Here is a 17,697-nt window from a genome sequence, read left to right as displayed (position 1 = left end):
TGTGGGTCCGCGTCAGTACGTGCGGGACGGCAGCGCGGCCGCGGCCTTGTCCTGCGGGAACACGCCTTCCTGGGTCTCGACCCGGGCCGGCACGCTCTCCCCCGCGACGACCTTCCCGGCCAGCTCCATCAGCTGGTCGCCGAGGAGCGGGTTGCACTCCACCACGACGTTGATCTTGCCCTCGGCCATCGCGGTGAAGGCGTCCTTGATCCCGTCCACCGAGATCACCTTGATGTCCGTCCCGGGCTTCTTGCCGGATTCCTCGATGGCCTGGATGGCGCCGAGGGCCATATCGTCGTTGTGGGCGTAGAGGACGTCGATGTCCTTCTGGGACTTCAGGAACGCCTGCATGACCTCCTTGCCCTTGGCGCGCGTGAAGTCGCCCGTCTGCGAGGCGACGACCTTGAACTTGCCGTCGTCGCGGATGGCCTCGGCGAAGCCGGCCTTGCGGTCGTTGGCGGGTGCGGAGCCCGTGGTGCCCTGGAGCTCGACGATGTTGACCGGACCCTGCTCGTTGGCGTACGCGGCGGTCAGCCACTCCCCTGCGGACCTGCCCTCCTTGACGAAGTCCGAGCCCAGGAAGGTCTTGTAGAGGGAGGTGTCCTTGGTGTCCACGGCGCGGTCGGTGAGGATGACCGGGATGCCAGCGTCCTTGGCCTCCTTCAGCACCGTGTCCCAGCCGGACTCCACGACCGGTGAGAAGGCGATCACGTCCACCTTCTGCTGGATGAAGGTGCGGATCGCCTTGATCTGGTTCTCCTGCTTCTGCTGCGCGTCGGAGAACTTGAGCTGGATCCCGGCCTTCTTCGCCGCCTCCTGGACCGACTTGGTGTTGGCGGTGCGCCACCCGCTCTCGGCGCCGACCTGGGCGAAGCCCATGGTGAACGCGCCGCCGCCCACCTTGGCCTTGGAGGACGGGCCCTTGGCGGGGCCGCCTGAGGGACCCTCGGTCGAGCAGGCGGTCAGCGCCGAGGAGGCGAGAAGCGCGGTGGCGGCGAGGAGGAGAGCTGCTCTGCGGGCCATGAGGGAATCCTTCGGGTCGGATGCGGCTGGGGAGGCGTGCCGGGAGGAAAGGGGAGCCGCGAGGAAGGGGGAGCCGTCGCATTGTGAGCGTTAACAAAGACGGTTCTCAACCCCCGTGCAGGCACTACCTCTCCGCGTTACCTGTCCGTTATGGAGCTGGGGCGCTCCCATGAGGCGTCATGCATGCGATCTTCTCGGACCCCTTGCCTCGCCATATTGTTAGCGCTCACACTGCACGGGGCAACGGGCTCCCCCGCCGCCCCGCCCCTCCTGCGAAAGGCACTCCGTTGACGTCACCCCCACGCCTCACGCCCGCCCCGCCCTCCGGGGAACCGGAGCAGTACACGGTCGGCGTCGACTTCGGCACGCTGTCGGGCCGCGCCGTGGTGGTGCGCGTCCGCGACGGGCAGGAGCTGGCGGCGGCGGTCCACCCGTACCGGCACGGCGTCATCGACCGGCGCCTGCCGCACGGGGGCGCCCGGCTGCCTCCGGACTGGGCCCTGCAACACCCCGAGGACTGGCGGGACGTACTGCGTCACGCCGTGCCGCAGGCCGTGGCGGCGGCCGGGATCGATCCCGCCTCGGTGATCGGCATCGCCACCGACTTCACCGCCTGCACCGTCCTGCCCACCCTCGCCGACGGCACCCCCCTCGCCGAGACGGATCTCGCCGGACGGCCGCACGCGTGGCCCAAGTTGTGGAAGCACCACGCGGCCCAGCCGCATGCCGACCGCATCAACGCGCTCGCCCACGCCCGCGGGGAGAAGTGGATCGCCCGCTACGGCGGCCGGATCTCCGCGGAGTGGCAGTTCGCCAAGGCCCTCCAGGTCCTGGAGGAGGATCCACTCGTCTACGACACCTGTGAGCGGTGGATCGAAGCCGCCGACTGGATCGTGTGGCAGCTCACCGGAACCGAGTCCCGCAACGCCTGCACCGCCGGATACAAGGGCATCCACCAGGACGGCGCCTACCCGAGCGAGGAGTACCTGGCGGAGCTGAACCCCCGGTTCGCCGACTTCGCACGCACCCGCCTCGCGTTCCCCCTCTCCCCGCTGGGCTCACGCGTCGGCTCCCTCCGCCCCGAGGCGGCGGCGTGGACCGGGCTGCGCGCCGGGATCGCCGTGGCCGCGGGCAACGTCGACGCCCATGTCACCGCGGCGGCCGCCCAGGCCATGGAGGACGGCCGGCTGCTCGCCATCATGGGCACCTCCACCTGCCACGTCGTGAACGCCTCCGTCCTCGCCGAGGTCCCCGGCATCTGCGGCGTCGTGAACGGCGGGATCGCCGAGGGGACCTACGGCTACGAGGCGGGCCAGAGCGCGGTCGGCGACATCTTCGCCTGGGTCCTTGACCAGGGCGTCCCGTCGGACTACCTCTCCGAGGCCGCCGAGCGCGGCGAGGACCTGCACACCCTGCTGACCCGCAAGGCCGCCGCCCAGCCGGTCGGGGCCCACGGACTGGTCGCCCTCGACTGGCTGGGCGGCAACCGGTCGGTCCTCGTCGACCACCGCCTCTCCGGAGTCATCGTGGGTCTGACCCTCGCCACCCGCCCCGAGGACGTCTACCGCGCGCTGCTCGAAGCCACCGCGTTCGGCACCCGCGTCATCGTGGAGGCCCTGGAGAGGGGCGGCGTACCGGTGCACGAGTTCATCGTCGCGGGCGGACTGGCCAAGAACGAACTGCTGATGCAGATCTACTCCGACGTGCTGCGCCGCCCCGTCTCCCTCGCCGCGTCGGACCAGGGGCCCGCCCTCGGGTCCGCCATCCACGCCGCCGTGGCCGCCGGCGCCCACCCCGACGTACGGACGGCCGCTGCCGCGATGGGCCGCCGGCTGCCCGCCGTCTACACGCCCGACGCCTCCCGGGCCGACGCCTACGACGCCCTCTTCGACGCATACCGGCTCCTCCACGACCACTTCGCCGCCGGCGGCCTGCTGCACCGGCTGAGGAGCATCCGCGACACGGCCCACCGCACCGGCTGACCCGCCGCGCCGTCCGTCCATCCCCGCCCGTCCTCCCTCGTCCGTCCTCCCCGTCCGCCATCCCCGTCCGCCCGACGCGCCGACGCCGTCGCGGGACACCGCCCTTCAGGAGTCCATGTGCCCAGCCCCACGTCTCCCGCCCAGGAAATCTGGTTCCTCACGGGCAGTCAGCGCCTGTACGGGGAGGAGACGCTGCGCCAGGTCGCCGAACAGTCGCGGCGGATAGCCGCCGCGCTGGCCGACGCCTCCGGCATCCCCGCACGCGTCGTGTGGAAGCCGGTGCTCACCGACGCCGACGCCATCCGCCGGGTGTGCCTCGACGCGAACGCCGAGGACCGGTGCACCGGGCTCATCGCCTGGATGCACACCTTCTCCCCGGCGAAGATGTGGATCGCCGGACTGGACGCACTGCGCAAGCCGTTGCTCCACCTCCACACCCAGGCGGACACGGCCCTGCCCTGGGACACCATCGACATGGACTTCATGAACCTCAACCAGGCGGCCCACGGCGACCGCGAGTTCGGGTTCGTCCAAACCCGCCTGGGCGTACCCCGCAAGACCGTGGCCGGCCACGTCAGCGACCCGGTGACGCGGGCGCGCGTCGCGGTCTGGGCGCGGGCGGCGGCGGCCCGGTCCGAACTGGCGACCCTCAAGCTCGCCCGCTTCGGCGACAACATGCGCGACGTGGCCGTCACGGAAGGGGACAAGGTCGAGGCCCAGCTGCGCTTCGGCGCCTCCGTCAACACCTACGGCGTCAACGACCTGGTGGAGGTCGTCGACAGCGCGGACGAGAGCGAGGTGACGTCCCTCGTCGAGGAGTACGCGGACCTCTACCGCCTGGCGCCGGAGCTGCGGCCGGGGGGCGAACGGCACGACTCGCTGCGCTACGCGGCCCGCATCGAGGCCGGACTGCGCACCTTCCTCACCTCAGGCGGCTTCAGGGCCTTCACCACCAATTTCGAGGACCTGGGCGGGCTGCGCCAGCTGCCCGGCCTCGCGGTGCAGCGGCTCATGGCCCAGGGGTACGGCTTCGGAGGGGAGGGCGACTGGAAGACCGCCGTCCTCCTGCGCGCCCTCAAGGTGGCCGCCGCCGGGCTCCCCGGCGGCACCTCCTTCATGGAGGACTACACGTATGACATGACGCCCGGCGAGGAACTGATCCTCGGCGCGCACATGCTGGAGGTCTGTCCCTCCCTCACGACCGCCAGGCCCAGCTGCGAGATCCACCCCCTGGGCATCGGCGGGCGGGAGGACCCGGTCCGTCTGGTGTTCGACGCCGACCCGGGCCAGGCGGTCGTGGTCGGTCTCGCCGACCTCGGCGACCGCTTCCGCCTGGTCGCCAACGACGTCGACGTCGTGGCGGCCCCGCACCCGCTGCCGGCCCTGCCGGTCGCCCGCGCGGTCTGGCGGCCCCGCCCCGATCTGCGGACCTCCACCGAATCCTGGCTGACGGCCGGAGGGCCGCACCACACCGTCCTCAGCACCGCCCTGACCTCCGACCACCTCGACGACCTCGCGGAAATGATCCGCCTGGAACTCCTCCTCATCGAGAAGACCACCACCACCCGGCAGTTCCGGCGCGAGCTCCGCTGGAACCAGGCGTACCACCGGCTGGCACGGGGGCTGTGAGGGGGTGCGTGAGGACGGGCGCGGCGCCGCCGGCGCCGGCCACGGCGTCCGGCGGGGGATGTGCCTGACATGACAGAGGTTCTCCTCGCTGCTCGGGGGGACGGGCAGGGGCAGAGGGGTCGTACACGAGCCGTGCGCCAGTGGGAGCGCTCCCACTGTGCGGACCCGGAATGGCGGCGTCAAGACGCGTGAGGGTGCGAAAGCCTTTCGCCGAAGAATTTCACCGACCCCCTTTTCCTCGGGGTCAGTTGGCGCTACGGTCTGGCCCCAACCAGTGGGAGCGCTTCCACCGATCGGCGCCTCACGAGCGCGGCCTCGCTCTCTTCCCGGTCGCGGCCCGGCCCTTCCCGCCCGCGCACCGGGACGGCCCCACCCCCCGCGGACATGCGTGCACCGGCCCACGCCCCGGCCTGGTTCCGGCGAACGCGCTCCTCCCGTACGAGGCAACGCCCCCCACACCGGCGCCCGGCCTGACGACGGCCTGCGCGCCCCGACCCGAAAGGCACCCCACGACATGAGCCGCGTCATCCCCCGCACCGCGCTACTGGCGGCCCTCGGTCTCGTCACGGCCGCCGGCGCCACCGCCACCGTGTTCGGCACCCCCGCCGGCGCCGCCGCCGCCGGCTGCAAGGTCGAGTACCAGATCACCAACCAGTGGAACAACGGCTTCGGCGCCAACGTGATCGTCACGAACACCGGCGACCCGGTCGCCTCCTGGACCGTGGAGTGGTCCTACGCCAACGGCCAGCAGGTCACCCAGGGCTGGAACGCAGCGATCACCCAGTCGGGGGCGGCCGTGACGGCCAAGAGCCTCTCGTACAACGGGTCGCTGACCACCGGCGGTTCGACGTCGTTCGGGTTAAACGGTTCCCACAACGGCACGAACGCCGTGCCCGCGACGTTCAAGCTCAACGGAGTCACCTGCAACGGTGCCACCGAGCCCCCCACCACACCGCCGACGACACCGCCCACCACCCCGCCGACCACGCCTCCGCCCTCGGGCGGCAAGGCCGACAACCCGTACGCCGGCGCCAGGGTGTACGTGAATCCCGAGTGGTCCGCCAAGGCGGCCGCCGAGCCGGGCGGCACGAGGGTGTCGAACCAGCCCACCGCCGTCTGGCTGGACCGCATCGCCCTCGTCACGGGCACCAGCGGCAAGATGGGCCTGCGCGACCACCTCGACGCGGCCCTGGCGCAGAAGGGCAGCGGCGAACTCGTCGTCCAGCTGGTGATCTACGACCTGCCCGGACGGGACTGCTCCGCGCTCGCCTCCAACGGCGAGCTGGGCCCGACCGAGATCGACAGGTACAAGACGCAGTTCATCGACCCGATCGCCGCGATCCTCGCCGATCCCAAGTACGCCGGTCTGCGGATCGTCACCGCCGTCGAGATCGACTCGCTGCCCAACCTCGTCACCAACGTCTCGGGCCGCCCGACGGCCACGCCCAACTGCGACGTGATGAAGGCCAACGGCAACTACATCAAGGGGGTCGGCTACGCGCTGAACAAGCTGGGCTCGCTCGCCAACGTCTACAACTACGTGGACGCGGGCCATCACGGCTGGCTCGGCTGGGACGACAACTTCACCGCATCCGCGGAGATGTTCAAGCAGGCCGCGACCGCCGAGGGCTCCACGCTCTCCAAGGTGCACGGCTTCATCGTGAACACCGCCAACTTCAGCGCGCTGAAGGAGGACCACTTCTCGATCGACGACTCGGTGGGCGGCACCTCCGTACGCCAGTCCAAGTGGGTCGACTGGAACCGCTACACCGACGAGCTGTCCTACGCCCAGGCCATGCGGGCCAAGGTGGTCTCCCTCGGCTTCGACGCCGGCGTCGGCATGCTCATCGACACCTCCCGCAACGGCTGGGGCGGCACGGCCCGCCCGACCGGACCCGGCGCGACGACCAGCGTGGACTCCTACGTCAACGGCGGCCGCTACGACCGGCGCATCCACCTCGGCAACTGGTGCAACCAGGCGGGAGCCGGGCTCGGCGAACGGCCGCAGGCGGCGCCCGCGGCCGGCATCGACGCCTACGTGTGGATGAAGCCGCCGGGCGAGTCGGACGGGGCGAGCAAGGAGATCCCGAACAACGAGGGCAAGGGCTTCGACCGGATGTGCGACCCCACCTACACGGGCAACGTCCGCAACGGCAACAGCATGTCGGGCGCGCTCCCGGACGCCCCGCTCGCGGGACAGTGGTTCTCCGCCCAGTTCCAGCAGCTCATGAAGAACGCCTACCCGGCTCTGTGACGGACCGCCGGTGAAGACCCCGCAGCCGTACGGATCCCTCCGGATTCCGTACGGCTGCGGGGCGTACCGCGCCCAGGGCCCGGCAGCCTGCGGAGTCCGCTCGGAGCTTCCGCCCTCAGGAGGAATCGCGCACGATGAGCTCGGTGGGCAGGACCCGGCGCCGCTCCTCCCCCGCCGCGGGACCGGCTCCGGTGCCCTCCGCGATCTTCTCCAGCAGCAGCCGGGTCATCGTGCGGCCCATCTCCTCGATGGGCTGGCGCACGCTCGTCAGAGGCGGATCCATCAGACGGGCCACCACCGAGTCGTCGACGCCGACGAGGGCCACGTCCTCGGGGACCCGTCGCCCGGCCTCGCGCAGCACCCCGCGCGCGCCCGCCGCCATGACGTCGGAGGCGGCGAAGACCGCGTCCAGGCCGGGGGCGCGCTCCAGCAGGGCGCGCATCGCCCGTCTGCCGCCCTCCTCGGTGAAGTCCGCGGTCGCCACGAGCGCCTCGTCGGGCGCGATCCCGGCCTCGGCCAGCCCCGCGCGGTAGCCGCCGAGACGGGCGCGGGCCACGTACATGTCGGACGGGCCGCTGATGGTCGCGATCCGGCCGCGGCCCCGGCCCACCAGATGGGCGACGGCGGCGCGTCCGGCGCCGATGTTGTCGGAGTCCACGTAGTCGACGGGTTCCGCCTCGGAGCGCCGGCCGTTCATGACGACCGGCAGCCCCAGCCGCGCGATCCGGTCGGGCAGGGGATCGTCCCCGTGGACGGACGCCAGCAGGACGCCGTCGACCCGCTGGGCGGCCAGGTAGTGCTCAAACCGTCGCCGCTCCGCCTCGGTCCGGACCAGGGTCAGCAGCAACTGCTTGTCGGCCTGGGCGAGTTCGGCGCTGACCCCGCGGATCAGGTCCAGGAAGTACGGCTCCGAGAACACCCGGGCCTCGGTCTCCGGGATGACCAGGGCGACCGCGTCGGTCCGGCTGCCGGCCAGTGCCCTGGCGGCCTGGTTGGGTACGTACCCGAGCTCGGCCACCGCGCGGGCCACGGCCTGCCGGGCCTGCTCGCTCACCCTCGGCGAGCCGTTGATCACGCGGGAGACCGTGCCCCGGCCGACGCCGGCCAGGGCCGCGACCTCCTCCAGGGTGGGCCTGCCGTTCCGCCGTCCGCTCACGCCTCTCGCACTCCCCTCGTGCATCGCACTCCGCGTGGGTCCTGATCCCGTGGACCAGGCACGATGATGGACCCCACCGCGCCGCGCGGGGCACCTTACGCCGGTGAACCTTACGCTGGTGACCCCTGTGGGAGCGCTCCCACACTACCCCCGATTTCCCCTCCACGCCACGTAGGCGCCCACCGGGCCTCCGCCCGGGGAATCCGCCCTCCTCTCTTGACACCCGCACCCCTGAGGCAGCAACCTTCCGGCAACGACGTGGGAGCGCTCCCATCCAGGGGTGCGACAACGCCCTTCACCTTTCAGGTCCGCGCGGGCACTCGCCCGGAGCCGCGAACAGCCCGGCGGGCCCCTGGCGCACAACGAGCACCACCTTGGACGAGGAGAGTGGAATGCGCACTTCCAGCAGCAGACGCGGGCGCGGGCGCCGCACCGCGAGCAACACGCTCGTCGCGGCCGTCGCCCTCGTGACGGGCACGGCCTTGCTCGCCGGCTGCGCGGGCGACGACGGCGCGGACACGGGCGCGGCCGGCGGCGGGCAGATCACGCTGCGGGTCGGAACCTTCGGTTCCTTCGGCTACGACAACGCCACCGGAGCGAAGCTCTACGCCGAGTACGAGAAGTCCCACCCGCACATCAAGATCGAGGAATCGAACGTCGCGGACGGCCAGAAGTACTGGGACACGCTCAAGCTGCGCCTCTCCCGCGACAGCGGCCTCGCGGACATCCAGGCCCTGGAGGTCGGGTACATCGCCGAGGCGACCGGCCCCGCGATGGCCGGCAAGTGGGTGGACCTGGGCACGACGGGCGGCGCGGACCTCGGCGCGTTCCTCGGCTGGAAGGTCAAGCAGGCCACCACGGCCGACGGCAAGGTCATCGGGCTCGGCACGGACATCGGCCCGATGGCCATCTGCTACAACAAGGACCTCTTCGCCCAGGCCAAGCTGCCGACCGAGCGCTCGGAGGTCGCGAAGCTCTGGGAAGGCGACTGGGCGAAGTTCCTGGCCGCCGGGGAGACGTACAGGAAGAACGCCCCCGCCGGGACGGCCTTCCACGACTCCGCCAGCGGGCTGTTCAACGCCGTGATATCCAGCGAGCCCGTGCAGTACGCCAACGCCAAGGGCGAGCTGGACTACGAGAACAGCCCGGGCGTGAAGAAGGCGTGGGACACGGCCGTGGCGGCGGCGAAGGGCGAACTGACGGCCAAGCTGCGCCAGTTCGACGAGAAGGGCACGTGGAACGCGGCCTTCAAAAACTCCAGGTTCGCCACCGTCGCCTGTCCCAGCTGGATGACGGGCATCATCAAGGAACAGGCGGGGCCGGAGAACCAGGGGAAGTGGGACATCGCCGCGCCGCCCGTGGCCGGCAACTGGGGCGGCGCCTTCCTCGCCGTGCCGAAGTCGGGCAAGCACGCCAAGGAGGCGGCGGAACTCGCCGCCTGGCTCACCGCTCCCGCCCAGCATGCCAAGGTCTTCGGGGTGAACGGCAACATCCCGTCCTCCAAGGACACCCTCACCTCCCCCACGGTCCAGGAGGCCAAGCTGCCGTACTTCGGTGACACCCCGGTCGGCAGGATCTACTCGCAGGCCGCGGCCGGCATCACACCCGCCCCGATCAGCCGATGGGACGGCCAGGTGAAGACCTTCCTCACCGACAACGGCATCCTCGACATCGAGCAGCGCGGCACCGACCCGGCGAAGGCGTGGGAGAACGTCAGGAAGCTGGTCCAGGACAAGATCGACCGGTAACGGGAGCAGCTCGACGGCCCGCCGCCACCCGCTGCCTCCCCCGGGTGAGGCGGGCCGCCGCTCGACGGCACCGCCGTACCACCGCACGCATCGACCTGGAAGGAAGCCCCCGTGGCCACCTCCGTACGGGCGACGGGCGGCTCCGCCCCGCCCGCCCCACCCGCTCCGGGCGCCGACGCCGCCCCCGGCCCCCGCAGACAGCGGCCCTCCGGCCGGAGCCGCCGGCGCAGCACGCTGTACCGCCTCGACCTGAAGGCGGTCCCCTATCTCCTCGTCGCCCCCTTCTTCCTCACCTTCGCCGCCTTCGGTTTCTTCCCCCTGGTCTACACGGGCTGGCTCTCGCTCCACCGGGTCGAGCTCGGCGGGGTCCCCCAGTGGAAGGGAACGGAGAACTACAGTGCCCTGGCGACCAGCGAGTTCTTCTGGAACGCGCTGGCCAACACCTTCACCATCGGTGTGATCTCGACCGTTCCCCAGCTGCTGATGGCTCTGGGCCTGGCCCATCTGCTCAACTACAAGCTCCGCGGCCGGGCGTTCTTCCGGGTCGCGGTCCTCGCTCCGTACGCCACCTCCATCGCGGCGGCGACGCTCGTCTTCGCCCAGCTCTTCAACACCGACTACGGCCTGATCAACACGGTGCTGGGCTGGGCCGGTTTCGGCCCGGTCGACTGGGAGTCCTCCAAGTGGCCCGCGCAGATCGCGATCTCGGTCATCGTGACGTGGCGCTGGACGGGCTACAACGCGCTCATCTACCTGGCGGCGATGCAGGCCGTATCCCAGGACCTCTACGAGGCCGCCGCTCTGGACGGGGCTTCGCGCTGGCGCCAGTTCCTCAACGTGACCATCCCTTCCATCCGGCCGACGATCCTGTTCACCATCGTCGTCTCGACCATCGGCGCCACGCAGCTGTTCGGCGAGCCGATGCTCTTCGGCGGCAGCGTCGGGATCAGCGGCGGCAGCGGCAACCAGTTCCAGACCCTGAGCCTGCTCATGTACGAGAAGGGCTGGGTGACCGGTGCGCTGGGCCAGGCATCCGCCATCGCCTGGGTCATGCTCCTGCTGCTCCTGCTCGTCGGCGGCCTCCAGGCCCTGGTCTCCCGCTCGCACCGCAACCGCGACCGGAGCCGCGCCGACCGCGCGCGTACGAAGGCGGGGAGCTGAACCATGGCCCGCACCCTCCCCACGTCCACCCGCAACGCGCCGCGCGCCGGGCGCCTCCGCCCGTCGGCCGGCCGTCAGCACCACGCGGGACCGCTGACCTACGTCCTTCTCGGCCTGGCCGCCCTGGTCTCCCTCTTCCCCCTCTACTGGAACCTCGTCGCCGCCTCCCACACGGGTGAGCGCGTGGTCAAGGCGCCGGCGCCGCTCCTGCCCGGGCCCCGGCTGTTCGACAACCTCTCCTTCGCCTGGAACCAGGTCGACATGGGCGAGGCACTGGTCAACACGACGGTCGTGGCCGGGCTGGTCGCGCTGTCGACCGTCCTGTTCTCCACGCTGGCCGGATTCGCCTTCGCCAAACTGCCCTTCAGGGGCCGGGGCGCGCTGCTGGCGCTGGTGGTGGCCACCATGACGATCCCGCCGCAGCTCAGCGTGATCCCGCTGTACCAGATCATCACCGGCCTCGGCTGGGTCGATCAGCTCCAGTCGGTCGTCCTGCCCTCATTGGTGGCCGCGTTCGGGGTGTTCTTCATGCGCCAGTACCTCGTCGAGGCGCTCCCGGTGGAGCTCGTGGAGGCGGCCAGGATGGATGGTGCGCACAGCCTGCGGGTCATCTGGCACGTGGTGTTCCCGGTGGCACGGCCGGCGATGGCGGTCCTCGGGATGCTGGTCTTCGTCCAGGCGTGGAACGACTTCTTCTGGCCGTTCATCGCCCTCACCCCCGACGGCAGTCCGACCCTCCAGGTCGCCCTGGCCGGCCTCGGGGCGGGCAACCACACCGTCGACCAGGCCGTCGTGCTGACCGGTGCGCTCATCTCCACGCTGCCGCTGCTGCTGGTCTTCGCCGTCCTCGGCAAGCACGTCGTGGGCGGCATCACCGCCGGCGCCGTGAAGAACTGACGAACATCCGAACCCGCGTTGGGAGCGCTCCATGACCGTGTCCGAGACCCGGCCGCCCACCACCCCCCGCACCTTCCCGTCCGGCTTCCTGTGGGGCACGGCCACCGCCGCCTACCAGATCGAGGGCGCCGCCCGTGAGGACGGCCGGACCCCGTCCATCTGGGACACCTTCTCGCACACCCCCGGCAAGGTCTTCGGGGGCCACACCGGTGACGTGGCCGTGGACCATTACCACCGCTTCTCCGAGGACGTCCGCCTCATGGCCGAACTCGGCCTGGGGGCCTACCGGTTCTCGGTCTCCTGGTCACGCGTCCAGCCGACCGGCCGGGGCCCGGCCGTCCAGAAGGGCCTGGACTTCTACCGCCGGCTCGTCGACGAACTGCTCGCCGCGGGCATCGAACCGGCGCTCACGCTCTACCACTGGGACCTGCCGCAGGACCTGGAGGACGCGGGCGGCTGGCCGGAGCGGGCGACCGCGGGGCGGTTCGCCGAGTACGCGGGCCTCGTGGCCGATGCCCTCGGGGACCGGGTGAAGCGCTGGACGACGCTCAACGAGCCCTGGTGCAGCGCGTTCCTCGGCTACGGCTCCGGGGTCCACGCCCCGGGCCGGACCGACCCGGTCGCCGCCCTGCGCGCGGCCCACCACCTCAACCTCGGCCATGGCCTCGCCGTCCAGGTCCTGCGGGCCTCGCTGCCGGGTGACGCCCAGCTCGCGGTCTCCCTGAACCTCCACGCCGTCCGCCCCCTGACCCCCTCGGACGAGGACGGGGAGGCGGCCCGCCGCATCGACGCCGTCGGCAACCGGATCTGGCTGGGCCCGATGCTGGAGGGCGCGTACCCCCGGGACCTGCTCGCGGACACCGCGCACCTGACCGACTGGTCCTTCGTCCGGGACGGCGACACCGCGACGATCCACCAGCCCCTGGACCTCCTCGCCGTGAACTACTACACCCCGACCGTCGTCTCGCACGTCGCGGAGGGCGCCGAGCGGCCGCAGGACGACGGCCACGGCCACAGCGAGCACTCGCCCTGGCCCGGCGCGGACGACGTCGCCTTCCACCGGGCGCCGGGCGAACGCACGGCCATGGGCTGGTCGGTCGACCCGGGCGCGCTCTACGACCTGCTCACCCGCACCGCCGCCCGCTATCCCGGCCTGCCGCTCGTCATCAGCGAGAACGGCGCCGCGTACGAGGACGAGGTGGGCCCCGACGGGACGGTCCACGACCCGCGGCGCACCGCCTACGTCCACGCGCACCTCGACGCCGTGCACCGGGCGATCACGGACGGGGCGGACGTGCGCGGCTACTTCCTCTGGTCGCTGCTCGACAACTTCGAGTGGGCCCACGGCTACGCCAAGCGCTTCGGCGCCGTCCACGTCGACTACGACACGCTGAAGCGCACTCCCAAGTCGAGCGCGCTCTGGTACTCCCGCGTGGCCCGGACGGGACGGCTGCACGCTCCCGGCGACGCCGCTAGGTCGTCTCTTTCGGATCTTGCCGGTTAAGCCCGCGTTGTCCGGTGCCGTGCATCGCAAGGCGGAGAGGCTCCCGATTACTGGACGTCCTCGGGTGCCTCGACAACGCGGCGAGGTGCGGTGCCGGGCGACGCGGGTCAGGCAAGATCCGGAAGAGACGGCCTAGGTCGTGACCGGCGGCTCACTCGGCCCGGCGGACCGGCAGGCGGGCGGGGTCGGCGATGATCCGCTGGACGGTCGACCAGGCCGCGCCCAGGACCGGTCCGCCGCGCCCCAGGGAGGAGGGCCGTACCGCCTCCGGTGCCCAGGGCCGGACGGTGACCCGGGCGGCCAGTTCGGCGCGCAGCGGCGGGAGGAGCCAGTCGGCGAGTTCGGCGTAGGCGCCGCCCAGGACGAGGGCGTCGGGGTCGATCAGGTCGACCGCCGAGGTGAGGGCGAGGCCCAGGGCCCGTCCGGCGCGGTCCAGGGCGCGCAGGGTCGCCGGGTCCCCGGCGCCCGCCCGTCCGGCCAGTACGGCCACCGGGTCCCCGGTGTCGTCCAGCCCGGCCTCGCGCAGGACGGCCCGTTCGCCCGCGTACTGCTCCAGGCAGCCTCGTGCCCCGCAGGGGCAGGGTGCGCCGTCCGGGTGGACGGGCAGGTGGCCGAGTTCGCCCGCGAAACCGCGGGCGCCGCGGAACAGCCGGCCGTCGATGACCAGTGCGGCGCCGATTCCGGCTTCGGCCGAGACGTGGACGAAGGTCTCGGCGGACCGTCCGCGCCGGCGCTGCTCGGCGAGCGCCCCGAGGTTGGCCTCGTTCTCCGGCTCGGGCACGGTGTGGGGGTCGGGCCAGTGGTCGGCGGGGCGGACGTCCCGCCAGCCCAGGTTGGGGGCGTGGGCGACCAGTCCGCCGGGGGCGTTCGGCACCACCCCGGGCACGGCCAGGACGCGGCCCTGGACGCGCAGGCCGAGGGCGGCGGCCTCGGTCTCCGCGTCGGCGCCCAGTGCGGCGGTCTCCGCCAGCACCTGCCCGGCCGGTCGGCCCGCGTTGGCCCGCTGTATCCGCCGCCAGACCCGGGGTTCGCCGCGCAGGTCCACCACGCAGGCGGCGAGATGGGTGACGCCGATCTCCAGGCCGAGGCCCGCGGGGCCCTTGTCGTTCAGGGCCAGGGCCCGCCCGGGGCGGCCGACGCGTCCGCTGGGCGCGGTCTGCGTCTCGATCAGTGCGGCGCGGCCGATGAGTTCGTCGGCCAGGGAGGAGACGGCCGGCCTGGTCAGGCCCGTGTGTCCGGCGATGTCGGCCCGGGAGAGCCGGCCGTGCGCGGCGACCGCGCCGATCACCGCCGCGAGGTTCTGCCGGCGCATCCCCTGCTGTGAGGCGGGCGCGGTCTCCACGTTCCCGCCCGCTCTGCCGTTGGCCGTCATGGTCCCGGCCCTCCTATCGTCCGTCCGGCGGGACCTGTTGCAGGGCCCGTGCCCGCCGCAGCGTACGGGTGATCCGTTCGAGCGCGTCGTCGTCACGGGGGACGGGTTCGAGCACCCGGCCCTCCGCGGTCCGCCAGCGCCGGGCGACGGCGTCGGCGGGCTCACCGGTGAGCAGGGCGGCGGCCTGGGCGGCGGCCCCGAGCGCGACGAGTTCCCGGGCCTCGGGTACCTGGACGGCCCGGCCGGACAGCCGCAGGACCGTACGCTGCCAGGCCCTGCCCCTGGCTCCGCCGCCGATCAGCAGCAGGGGTTCGTCCGCGGCGGGGTCCTCGCCGCCGGCCCGCAGTACGGCGTCCAGAGCCGCGAGCAGGGCGTGGGCGGCGCCGTCGTAGGCGGCCTGGAGCAGCCGGCCCGGGGTCGTGTCGTGGCGCAGGCCGTGGACCAGGCCGGAGGCGTCCGGGAGGTCGGGAGTGCGCTCGCCGTCCAGGTAGGGGAGCACCACCGCCGTGCCGCCTTCCTCGACGTCCTCGCGGTCGCGGCCGAGGAGGGCGGCGAAGCGGTCGACGGCCAGGGTGCAGTTGAGGGTGCAGGCGAGCGGCAGCCAGCCGCCGAGGGCGTCGGCGAAGCCGGCGACGGCCCTGTCGGGGCCGGTGGGCCGGGTGCGGCAAACGGCGTAGACGGTGCCCGAGGTGCCCAGGCTCAGCACCGGACGGCCGGGGGTCAGGCCGAGCCCGAGTGCGGCGGCCATGTTGTCCCCGGTCCCGGTGGCCACGGGCGTGCCCTCGCGCAGGGGCGTTCCGGCGCGGGCCCGGCCCGCCCGGGCGCCGGGCGGGAGGACCTCGGGAAGCAGTGCGGAGGGCAGCCCGATCCGGGCGAGGACCTCCTGGTCGTAGCCGTCGGGGCCCCACCATCCGGTGCCCGAGGCGTCACCGCGGTCCGTCACCGCCTCACCGGTCAGCCGCTCCGTGAGGAAGTCGTGGGGGAGCCGGACGGCGGCGACGCGGTCGGCGGTGGCCGGCTCGTGGGCGCGCAGCCAGGCCCACTTGGCGGAGGTGAAGGCGGCCGTCGGGACGCTGCCGGTGCGGCGGGCCAGCTCCGCGGGGCCGACGGCGGCCGCGAGCGCGGCGGCCTGCGGGGCGGAGCGGACGTCGTTCCACAGCAGGGCCGGGCGCAGGGGCCGGCCGGCCGGGTCGAGGGTGACCAGGCCGTGCTGCTGGCCGGCGATCGAGCAGGCCGCGGCGCGGTCGACCCAGCCGGTGGCCGCCATCGCCTCGCCGAGCGCCCGCCACCAGTGCTCGGGGTCGCTCTCGCGCCCGGGGCCCGCGCTGACGGCGTGCGCGGCGCGGCCCTCCCCCAGGACGGCGCCGGTCTCCAGGTCGACGGCGAGTGCCTTGGTGGACTGGGTCGAGCTGTCGACACCGATCACGACACGCTGAGCGGACATGGTCCCTCCGATGGGGTTCCTCCTTGCGTCCCGGCATACTAATTTGTTTTTCGCCCTTACAAACAGCCCCCGGCCCGATGCGGAGCCCCTCATGACCAGCGACCCGCTCGTCCCCTCCCCCGCGCACAAGTTCACCTTCGGCCTGTGGACCGTCGGCTGGCAGGGGCGGGACCCCTTCGGCGACCCGACCCGGGCGGCCCTCGACCCCGTCGAGAGCGTGCACCGGCTGGCCGACCTCGGCGCCTACGGCGTCACGTTCCACGACGACGACCTGATCCCCTTCGCCGCCGGCGAGGCCGCCCGCGAGCAGGCGGTCAAGCGCTTCCGCACCGCCCTCGACGTGGCGGGGCTGAAGGTGCCGATGGCCACCACGAACCTCTTCACCCACCCGGTGTTCAAGGACGGCGCCTTCACCGCCAACGACCGCGACGTGCGCCGGTACGCGCTGCGCAAGACGATCCGCAACATCGACCTGGCGGTGGAGCTCGGCGCCACGGTCTACGTCGCCTGGGGCGGGCGCGAGGGCGCGGAGTCGGGTGCGGCCAAGGACGTGCGCGCCGCCCTCGACCGGTTGAAGGAGGCCTTCGACCTGCTGGGCGAGTACGTCGACGAGCAGGGCTACGACCTGCGCTTCGCGATCGAACCCAAGCCGAACGAGCCGCGCGGCGACATGCTCCTGCCCACCGTCGGCCACGCCCTGGCGTTCATCGACGCCCTGGAGCGGCCCGAGCGGGTCGGCCTCAACCCGGAGGTCGGCCACGAGCAGATGGCCGGACTGAACTTCCCGCACGGCATCGCCCAGGCCCTGTGGCACGGCAAGCTGTTCCACATCGACCTCAACGGCCAGTCCGGCATCAAGTACGACCAGGACCTGCGCTTCGGCGCGGGCGACCTGCGCCAGGCCTTCTGGCTGGTCGACCTGCTGGAGTCGGCGGGCTACGAGGGGCCGCGCCACTTCGACTTCAAGCCGCCGCGCACGGAGGACTCCGCCGGCGTCTGGGCGTCCGCGGCGGCCTGCATGCGCAACTACCTCCTCCTGGCGCAGCGCTCCCGCGCCTTCCGGTCCGACCCGGAGGTCCGGGCGGCGCTCGCCGCTTCCCGGCTGCCCGAACTCGCCGTCCCCACGGCCGAGGACGGCCTGGCCGGGCTCCTGGCCGACCGGTCGGCCTTCGACGGGTTCGACGCCGAGGCCGCCTCCCGCCGCGGCATGGCCTTCGAACAGCTGGACCAGCTCGCGCTCGAACACCTCCTCGGCGCCCGCTGACCGGAAGCGGGTGGACTTTTCCCACCGAAGAGCCATGTTAGCGCTAACAATTACCTCTCAGAAAGGACCTCGCGCCCGAGATCGGCGGGTCCGGACGCACCCGACCCGCTGATGCTCCCGGAAGACTGCGACCTCCAGCACCGCCGTTGACCGACGTTGATCCGAACAGACCCTTGACGGCGTTCTTGTGAGCGTTAACACTCAGGATCGCCAGGCCAGGCCGCTCCCCACCCCGGCGCTCCGTCCGGTGTGAGGAAGCGACA

Annotated in this window: 12 protein-coding genes; 8 read left to right on the top strand and 4 right to left on the bottom strand. The window is 72.4% G+C overall.

Annotated elements, in window-relative coordinates; genetic code table 11:
• Positions 1-12 precede the first annotated feature (12 nt).
• Positions 13-1,023 (bottom strand): ABC transporter substrate-binding protein, encoded by a 1,011-nt coding sequence (locus tag AB0D45_RS08225; RefSeq protein WP_362456021.1) that lies wholly within the window; start codon positions 1,021-1,023, stop codon positions 13-15.
• Positions 1,024-1,310: 287 nt separating this feature from the next.
• Here AB0D45_RS08225 and araB point away from each other — a divergent pair, with 287 nt between their 5' ends.
• The 3 genes from araB (at position 1,311) to AB0D45_RS08210 (ending at position 6,888) form a co-directional block, all read left to right on the top strand.
• Positions 1,311-3,005 (top strand): ribulokinase, encoded by a 1,695-nt coding sequence (gene araB, locus AB0D45_RS08220; protein ID WP_362456019.1) that lies wholly within the window; start codon positions 1,311-1,313, stop codon positions 3,003-3,005.
• Between the two features lie 117 nt (positions 3,006-3,122).
• Positions 3,123-4,634, top strand: a complete 1,512-nt coding sequence (araA, locus tag AB0D45_RS08215) for an L-arabinose isomerase (RefSeq protein WP_362456018.1) — start codon at positions 3,123-3,125, stop codon at positions 4,632-4,634.
• A gap of 514 nt (positions 4,635-5,148) precedes the next feature.
• Complete coding sequence (locus tag AB0D45_RS08210; protein ID WP_362456016.1) at positions 5,149-6,888, top strand: glycoside hydrolase family 6 protein; 1,740 nt, start codon at positions 5,149-5,151, stop codon at positions 6,886-6,888.
• Positions 6,889-7,003: 115 nt separating this feature from the next.
• On the opposite strand, the gene AB0D45_RS08205 is transcribed toward AB0D45_RS08210, so the two are convergent.
• Positions 7,004-8,068 carry a LacI family DNA-binding transcriptional regulator gene (locus tag AB0D45_RS08205; RefSeq protein ID WP_362456015.1) on the bottom strand — a complete coding sequence of 355 codons (1,065 nt, stop codon included), beginning with the start codon at positions 8,066-8,068 and terminating at the stop codon, positions 7,004-7,006.
• A 368-nt stretch (positions 8,069-8,436) separates the two neighbouring features.
• Here AB0D45_RS08205 and AB0D45_RS08200 point away from each other — a divergent pair, with 368 nt between their 5' ends.
• The 4 genes from AB0D45_RS08200 to AB0D45_RS08185 all read left to right on the top strand — a co-directional run bounded on the left by AB0D45_RS08200 (position 8,437) and on the right by AB0D45_RS08185 (position 13,354).
• Complete coding sequence (locus tag AB0D45_RS08200; protein ID WP_362456013.1) at positions 8,437-9,792, top strand: ABC transporter substrate-binding protein; 1,356 nt, start codon at positions 8,437-8,439, stop codon at positions 9,790-9,792.
• Positions 9,793-9,903: 111 nt separating this feature from the next.
• On the top strand, positions 9,904-10,953 hold the full coding sequence (locus tag AB0D45_RS08195) for a sugar ABC transporter permease (RefSeq protein WP_362456011.1): 1,050 nt from the start codon (positions 9,904-9,906) through the stop codon (positions 10,951-10,953).
• A gap of 3 nt (positions 10,954-10,956) precedes the next feature.
• Complete coding sequence (locus AB0D45_RS08190; protein WP_361597288.1) at positions 10,957-11,850, top strand: carbohydrate ABC transporter permease; 894 nt, start codon at positions 10,957-10,959, stop codon at positions 11,848-11,850.
• A 31-nt stretch (positions 11,851-11,881) separates the two neighbouring features.
• A complete protein-coding gene (locus AB0D45_RS08185) occupies positions 11,882-13,354 on the top strand; it encodes a GH1 family beta-glucosidase (RefSeq protein WP_362456009.1) in 1,473 nt (490 codons plus the stop codon).
• 151 nt (positions 13,355-13,505) lie between these two features.
• Here the strand turns inward: AB0D45_RS08185 and AB0D45_RS08180 are convergent, their stop codons facing one another.
• Together AB0D45_RS08180 and xylB are read right to left on the bottom strand one after the other, a co-directional pair.
• A complete protein-coding gene (locus AB0D45_RS08180; RefSeq protein ID WP_362456007.1) occupies positions 13,506-14,726 on the bottom strand; it encodes an ROK family transcriptional regulator in 1,221 nt (406 codons plus the stop codon).
• Positions 14,727-14,739: 13 nt separating this feature from the next.
• The gene (gene xylB, locus AB0D45_RS08175) at positions 14,740-16,170 is read right to left on the bottom strand and encodes a xylulokinase (protein WP_362456005.1); all 1,431 of its coding nucleotides are present in this window, start codon (positions 16,168-16,170) and stop codon (positions 14,740-14,742) included.
• A 91-nt stretch (positions 16,171-16,261) separates the two neighbouring features.
• On the opposite strand from xylB, the gene xylA reads away from it, so the two are divergent.
• On the top strand, positions 16,262-17,434 hold the full coding sequence (gene xylA / locus AB0D45_RS08170; protein WP_362456003.1) for a xylose isomerase: 1,173 nt from the start codon (positions 16,262-16,264) through the stop codon (positions 17,432-17,434).
• The last annotated feature ends 263 nt before the right edge of the window (positions 17,435-17,697 follow it).

The organism is Streptomyces sp. NPDC048352 (assembly GCF_040651895.1).
In the GTDB taxonomy this organism is placed as follows: Bacteria; Actinomycetota; Actinomycetes; order Streptomycetales; family Streptomycetaceae; genus Streptomyces.
This window is presented reverse-complemented; position numbering and strand designations above follow the sequence as displayed.

Coding starts and splice junctions, on each gene's coding strand:
- AB0D45_RS08200 (WP_362456013.1), top strand. CDS start 8,437: ATGCGCACTTCCAGCAGCAGACGCGGGCGCGGGCGCCGCACCGCGAGC.
- xylB (WP_362456005.1), bottom strand. CDS start 16,170: ATGTCCGCTCAGCGTGTCGTGATCGGTGTCGACAGCTCGACCCAGTCC.
- AB0D45_RS08205 (WP_362456015.1), bottom strand. CDS start 8,068: ATGCACGAGGGGAGTGCGAGAGGCGTGAGCGGACGGCGGAACGGCAGG.
- AB0D45_RS08180 (WP_362456007.1), bottom strand. CDS start 14,726: ATGACGGCCAACGGCAGAGCGGGCGGGAACGTGGAGACCGCGCCCGCC.
- AB0D45_RS08225 (WP_362456021.1), bottom strand. CDS start 1,023: ATGGCCCGCAGAGCAGCTCTCCTCCTCGCCGCCACCGCGCTTCTCGCC.
- AB0D45_RS08185 (WP_362456009.1), top strand. CDS start 11,882: ATGACCGTGTCCGAGACCCGGCCGCCCACCACCCCCCGCACCTTCCCG.
- xylA (WP_362456003.1), top strand. CDS start 16,262: ATGACCAGCGACCCGCTCGTCCCCTCCCCCGCGCACAAGTTCACCTTC.
- AB0D45_RS08190 (WP_361597288.1), top strand. CDS start 10,957: ATGGCCCGCACCCTCCCCACGTCCACCCGCAACGCGCCGCGCGCCGGG.
- AB0D45_RS08210 (WP_362456016.1), top strand. CDS start 5,149: ATGAGCCGCGTCATCCCCCGCACCGCGCTACTGGCGGCCCTCGGTCTC.